Source organism: Sphingobacterium sp. JUb20, from assembly GCF_004342035.1.
GTDB classification, from domain to species: Bacteria; Bacteroidota; Bacteroidia; order Sphingobacteriales; family Sphingobacteriaceae; genus Sphingobacterium; species Sphingobacterium anhuiense.
The window spans coordinates 99,858-106,471 of record NZ_SLYV01000017.1; the positions used below are offsets into that span (position 1 = coordinate 99,858).

At 36.9% G+C, this 6,614-nt stretch carries 5 protein-coding genes; 4 read left to right on the plus strand and 1 reads right to left on the minus strand.

Features of this window, described 5'->3' with window-relative positions; genetic code table 11:
* Positions 1-9: 9 nt before the first annotated feature.
* The 4 genes from EDF66_RS23340 (at position 10) to EDF66_RS23355 (ending at position 4,937) form a co-directional block, all read left to right on the plus strand.
* Positions 10-957 carry a D-2-hydroxyacid dehydrogenase gene (locus EDF66_RS23340; RefSeq protein ID WP_021189495.1) on the plus strand — a complete coding sequence of 316 codons (948 nt, stop codon included), beginning with the start codon at positions 10-12 and terminating at the stop codon, positions 955-957.
* Positions 958-1,077: 120 nt separating this feature from the next.
* Positions 1,078-2,391 (plus strand): aspartate kinase, encoded by a 1,314-nt coding sequence (locus EDF66_RS23345; protein ID WP_132845463.1) that lies wholly within the window; start codon positions 1,078-1,080, stop codon positions 2,389-2,391.
* A 14-nt stretch (positions 2,392-2,405) separates the two neighbouring features.
* Positions 2,406-3,569, plus strand: a complete 1,164-nt coding sequence (lysA, locus tag EDF66_RS23350; RefSeq protein WP_021189496.1) for a diaminopimelate decarboxylase — start codon at positions 2,406-2,408, stop codon at positions 3,567-3,569.
* 144 nt (positions 3,570-3,713) lie between these two features.
* The gene (locus tag EDF66_RS23355; RefSeq protein WP_132845465.1) at positions 3,714-4,937 is read left to right on the plus strand and encodes a tetratricopeptide repeat protein; all 1,224 of its coding nucleotides are present in this window, start codon (positions 3,714-3,716) and stop codon (positions 4,935-4,937) included.
* 48 nt (positions 4,938-4,985) lie between these two features.
* On the opposite strand, the gene EDF66_RS23360 is transcribed toward EDF66_RS23355, so the two are convergent.
* Complete coding sequence (locus EDF66_RS23360; protein ID WP_132845466.1) at positions 4,986-6,179, minus strand: porin; 1,194 nt, start codon at positions 6,177-6,179, stop codon at positions 4,986-4,988.
* Positions 6,180-6,614: the final 435 nt, after the last annotated feature.

Below are 6,614 nucleotides of genomic sequence, written 5' to 3' on the forward strand. Positions count from 1 at the left end.
AATTATATCATGAGAATATTAGCAAATGATGGTATCGATCCAGCTGGAAAACAACTTTTGGAGGATGCCGGATTTGAAGTAGATACAAATCATATTCCGCAGGAAGAATTAGCGGAAAAATTACAAGCTTACGATGCCATTACGGTACGTAGTGCAACGAAAGTTAGACAGGCCTTAATTGATGTTTGTCCAAACCTAAAAGTGATCGGACGTGGTGGCGTCGGCATGGATAATATTGATGTCGACTACGCACGCTCCAAAGGAATAGCGGTGTTGAATACACCAGCTGCTTCTTCCTTATCAGTTGCAGAATTGGTATTTGCTCATTTATTAAATGGAGTACGTTTCCTTTATGATTCAAACCGTCAAATGCCTTTATCTGGGGAGAGTAAGTTTGGTGCTTTGAAAAAAGCGTATGCAGGCGGAACTGAACTGAGAGGGAAAACATTGGGTGTGGTTGGTTTTGGACGTATTGGACGTGAGACAGCGAAGATTGGATTAGGTCTTGGGATGGATATTGTGTATTATGATCTAGCTGATGGGCCTAAAACTTTAACTTTATCCCTGACTCAAGGATTTGAAGTGGAATTACCAGTAGATCAAGTGTCAATGGAAGATTTATTGAAAACTTCTGACTTTATTACTTTACATGTTCCTTTCTTAGATAAGCCAGCAATAGGTAAAGCTGAATTTGCATTGTTGAAAGATCAAGTTGGTTTAGTTAATGCTGCCCGTGGTGGTGTAATTGATGAACTTGCTTTAATTGAAGCCTTGGATTCTGGTAAGGTAGCTTTTGCGGGATTAGATGTCTTTGACAATGAGCCTACTCCGAGATTGGAGATTTTGAAACATCCAAAAATTTCTTTGACACCACATATTGGTGCCGCAACAAATGAAGCGCAAGAACGTATCGGTGTTGAATTGGCACAATTGATTATCGAGAATCTTAAGAAGTAATCTTCCGCATAATGAAATGATGCGGCACAAAAACATTATGTATTTGTGCCGCATTTTTTTGCAAAAAAACTAAGTAATTGCCTATATTCACGGCAAAATTTAAATATAATGTAATTCAGTATGAAAATTTTAAAATTTGGTGGTACATCTGTCGGTAGTGCAGAGCGCATCAAAGGGTTGTTAGATATTGTAAACCCTTCTGAGCGTCAAGTTGTGGTGTTGTCAGCTGTGTCTGGGACAACAAATGCTTTAGTAGAAATTGGTCAAGCATATCTTGCAGATGATAAGAACTTGGCGAAGGAATTAATAAAGAAGCATAAAGACAAGTACGAAGACCTCATTAAGGAATTGTTCAAAACTGAAGCTGGATATAAAAACGGCAAGAGCTTAATCGATTCGCATTTTAATTTTATTGAAAGTTTTGCACATGAGATTTTTACTCCTGTAGAAGATAAGATCATTCTAGCACAGGGGGAATTGATGTCAACTGCTTTATTCCATTTTCATCTGACAGAAATAAATGTTCCATCCGTATTATTACCGGCATTAGATTTTATGAAGATTGACGAGGATAATGAGCCTGTGGTAGACTATATAACAGAGAAATTGACTCCTTTGCTTGACAATTATCCTGATAATACGCTGTTTATAACGCAGGGCTTTATTTGCCGTAATTCTTTTGGTGAGGTAGATAATCTACGTCGTGGAGGATCAGATTATACTGCATCATTAATCGGTGCTGCGATTGGAGCTGAAGAGGTTCAGATCTGGACCGATATCGATGGAATGCATAATAATGATCCGAGAATCGTAAAAAATACAACCCCAATTGCGCATTTGAGTTTTGACGAAGCGGCAGAATTAGCTTATTTCGGTGCAAAAATTTTACATCCGCAATCGGTATTTCCTGCTCAAAAATATAATGTACCCGTTCGCTTGTTGAATACGATGGATCCTCAGGCTAAAGGTACGCTTATTAGTAAAGAAGGTGGTCAAAAGGGGAGTATTCGTGCAATAGCCGCTAAAGATGGAATCACAGCTATTCATATTCATTCTTCACGTATGCTTTTGGCCTATGGTTTTTTACGTCGTGTATTTGAAATATTTGAACGTTATAAGACACCAATTGATATGATTACAACATCGGAGGTTGCTGTTTCTGTAACGATAGACGATACGAAAAATCTACAGGATATTATTAAAGAAGTCGAAGATTTTGGGACTGTGTCGGTGGATGAACATCAAACCATCGTATGTGTGGTAGGTGATTTTGACTTGAATACACATGGGTATGCGGCCCGAGTATTGGATGCTGTAAAACACTTACCGGTCCGAATGATTTCATATGGAGGTTCGGATTATAATGTATCAGTTCTGTTGGACACGGATCATAAAGTGGAAGCATTACGCTCGTTACACAACCGTTTATTTTAATTGAAATAACCAAAATGAAAAACGAAAATATAGAGAGTCAGTTCGTAGGAAAGGAAACTCCTTTTTATTACTACGACCTGAACGTTTTGGAAGAAACGTTGGATGCGGCTTACGCCGCTTCCAGTAAGCGTGGATTCCATGTGCATTTTGCTTTGAAATCAAATTTCAACAGCCGTTTGCTTGAAATGATCCAAAGTAAAGGTTTTGGAGCAGATTGTGTAAGTGGAAATGAGGTGCAACAGGCTATTAATGCGGGGTTTGATGCAAAAATGATCACTTTTGCTGGTGTAGGTAAGTCTGATAAGGAAATTAATCTTGCTTTAGCGCACGATATTTTTGCTTTCAATGTCGAGTCTATTCAGGAATTGGAGGTGATCAATGAGTTGGCTGCTGTTCAGGGAAGAAAAGCTAAAGTAGCATTACGTATTAATCCTAATGTAGATGCACATACCCATCATTATATCACAACGGGATTAGATGAAAATAAATTTGGTGTTACAAATGCGGAACTTGAAAGAGCTGCAGCTGTGATACGGAAGTGTGAGAATATCGAACTTATTGGTTTACATTTTCATATCGGTTCTCAAATAACAGATATGAATGTATTCAAGAGCCTATGTGTGAAAGTGAATGAATGGAAAAATTGGTTTGAAGAACGTGGTGTCATCATCAAAGTTTTAAATGTTGGAGGTGGACTGGGAGTGGATTATCATAACCCAGATACGAATGCAATTCCTGATTTTGAAGCATATTTTGATATTTTTGATAAATTCTTAGAAAGAACTCCACAACAGGAAGTCCATTTTGAGTTAGGGCGTGCATTAGTTGCGCAATGTGGTTCTTTAATCAGTAAAGTACTTTATGTAAAGAATGGTGTTAAGAAGAACTTTTTAATATTAGATGCAGGTATGACTGAATTGATGCGACCTGCATTATATCAGGCTTTTCATAAAATAGAAAAGCTTGGAGATGCAAATGCAACAGAACTTATCAATTATGATGTTGTAGGACCTATCTGCGAAAGCTCCGATTGTTTTGGAAAAGAGGTCACATTGCCATTATCGAAAAGAGGAGATCTTGTTGCTATACGTACCGCTGGTGCATATGGTGAAGTAATGTCTTCACGCTATAATCTCAGAGAGGAGATTCGCTATGTATATAGTGACGAATTAGTCTAAAACTACCCTATGAAAATAGAACTGGCTTAAACTACTGATAGTTTAAGCCTTTTCGTTTTGTAGGAATATTTGTTTTTCATTTGCAGAATAAATGGAATAGCGAAATATATTTCTGTTTTGCTATACATCCTTGTACCTTTGTATATGCAACAGATTCAACATATACTTCGGAAATTATTTAGTGAGGAGCGGATTAGAGTAGATTTTAGTGTAAAGGGAGGGACTACTACTTTACTCGCTAGTTTTGCATATTTACCGATCCGGGAGCTTTTAAATTTTAATATTAACATAAAAGAAGAGTATCGAGATATTTTGAGTGAATTGGACGTTGCTAAGGGATTGGAACCTGTTGCGTCACTTTTGTTAAAAGGTATGCTAAGTATGCAAGCCGGTCATGATGATGCAACAAAATATCTTTATGAAGCTCAAAAAGTCCAGGTAACAGCATTAGGATATAGTTATTTGGCATTATGCTATTTTATGAAAGGAGATTTTGATAAGTCTATTCAGATTTATTCAAATGCGATTACTGATTTCCCCAAAGAACCTTATTTTTATGCCAGTCGCTGTGTACTGAATCGATGTTTAGATGATGATGAGGGAGCTTTTTATGATTATCAAGTCGCAAAACGTCTCGATTTCAATTATCACAGTCTGCTAGAGTGGCATGAGCATCTTTCCTATTTAGAAACCCTTAAAGTGGATCAGCTGGAACTTCAGGAATTGGAAAGCACTTGGGAACAAGATCCAGAACGATTGGATGTCTTAACGAAGCTCGCTTTGGAATATGTACACATTTATGATTATCAAAAAGCTATTCGTTTATATTCTCAAGGAATCAATATGGCGGATAATCAAGCAGAATGGTATGTTTACCGTGCGGCAATCTACAGCAAATTAACGTTGTATATAGAAGCCCTTGAGGATTGTAATCAAGCTTTATCAATTGATGAAAATTGTGTTTCTGCTTATATTTTAAGAGCAAAGTTATTGGAATGTCTACACGAACATGACGCCGCACTTGAGGATTATAGAAAAGCAGCCTCTCTGAATCCTGAACATACTGCCATATATGAGGAGCGGGCTTCGCTTTTTGAAAGATTAGGGAAATTTGAAGATGCTATCGTCGATTATTCTAAATTGATCGCCTTAATGAAGGATGACTTTTATCCTTATGTACTTCGCGCAGATATGTTCGAACGTATAGGAAAGCAGGAAGAGGCTTTGTTGGATTATAATCGTGCTATAGACTTGAATCCTTACTATTCAGATCTTTATCAGTATCGTGCTGCAATACGGGAATCTTTAGGTGATAAAGTAGGCGCTGAATCTGATTTACAAAAATTCGAAGAGTTGGATGAAGAGTAATAAAAGATAAAAAAGGTTCAGTTGTTTAAAACTGAACCTTTTTTATCGTTAAATTCCTAACTCAACCTGAAATAGAAACCCCCAGGAGTTCTTTTGATCGGCATTGTCAAATTGACCATCTTTAAAAGTATAATTACCACTCAAATTAAATTTTAAGCGATGTGCTTTCATATATTTGTTAATACCAGCTTCAATAATTTCTGTTTGTTTTTCATATGTCCGAATATCTTTGTGAGGTTGGACAAAGGTATAGCGACTTACCACCTCGTATCCATGATTCATCAGGTAAGACATCTGTTGATTAACTCCAAAACCTTTATAAGCATAGGCGGTATTTCCCTGTAAATCGATGTTCATTGGATTGTCGACATCACGACGCATATACTCGGCTTGATAAGCAAAACCCTGATATTTAAAAATTGCATCTATAAAGCTGGTCTTTAAAGTAAAAGGATTTTCAACATATTTACCCGTTTGACCACCTATACGGGTTGTTCTGTCGTTAAAGCTGTAACCTCCCCCAATAGATAGTTTTGGTGTTTCTTCACGCTCTATGTCCCCTTCGGAATAATCGCCTCCATTTTCAAAATTGCCGAATGGTAAAAATTCTACCCTACCTGTGTAAGATAAGCCTCCATCTGTTCCGCTTGCAGCTCTGCCTTCACCTGTTGATATAGCAACTTTTGCATTAATAGGTACTTCGCCAATTTTTTTACTCAGATTGGCACTCATACCGAAATCACGATCTAAAGTAAACCTGGTATTCACTAAGGAACGATCTGCAAACTGGAGCTGTCCAGATGAATTGACGCGTTGCCTATTTCCTGGTAATTTGTTTTGACCGAAACTGATGTAGAAATCGTCAGTAAAGTTATAGAATACAACGGCATCACGTACAATATTTGGAATACCGGTTTCATCGAAATCTTGATCACTTCTTGTAAAAGCTAATTGTAATGAGTAGCTAATCTTAGGCGTGTAGATGTAACCATCGACCCGCATTCTAAGTCTACGTACACGCGCATCCCATTCCCCGTTCTTTTCTCCGTCTAATTTTTCTGTGAAACCGGCACGGTTTTGCATTCTAAATCTGAAGTTTGTGTAGAAAAGGGAATCTTTGCTATGGAATTGAATTCCTTTGAAATTTAAGATAGTAGCTCTATCATCTCGTTCTTGCGCTTTTGTGGCACAGGCTAAGGTCGCTAGTAAGGCTGTAAGGGTAACAATTTTTGTTGCTCTCATTCGTCTTTTAAAAAAATATTATAGTAAGGGTTGTGTGTACTTAAATTATAACAGTTTAATTTGCTTGTAAAAAATAGCGTATTAATAAAATAATATTTTTAGCATCTCTCTATAAAAGATACGGATTAATCATGATTCTTACGGATAGAACTTTATATATTATATGCGTGCGACAGTCATTTTAGCTAAATCCAATGTCAGTGATTCTATTCTTGACAAGAAACTAAGTGTAAAACAAAGTGATTTGCTGCTGTTTTTTTTATTTTCAAACACAAAGATAATAATCTAATTGAATAGAGGAGAAAAATGAGATGAAATGATAAGTAAAAGGCCACTTTATTAGACATGCCCCAAAAAGTTAGACACTTATTTGGGGCATTTTTATGAGCAAAAAACAGAAATATGATTTCGAGTTTAAGTTACGCTTAGTAACTA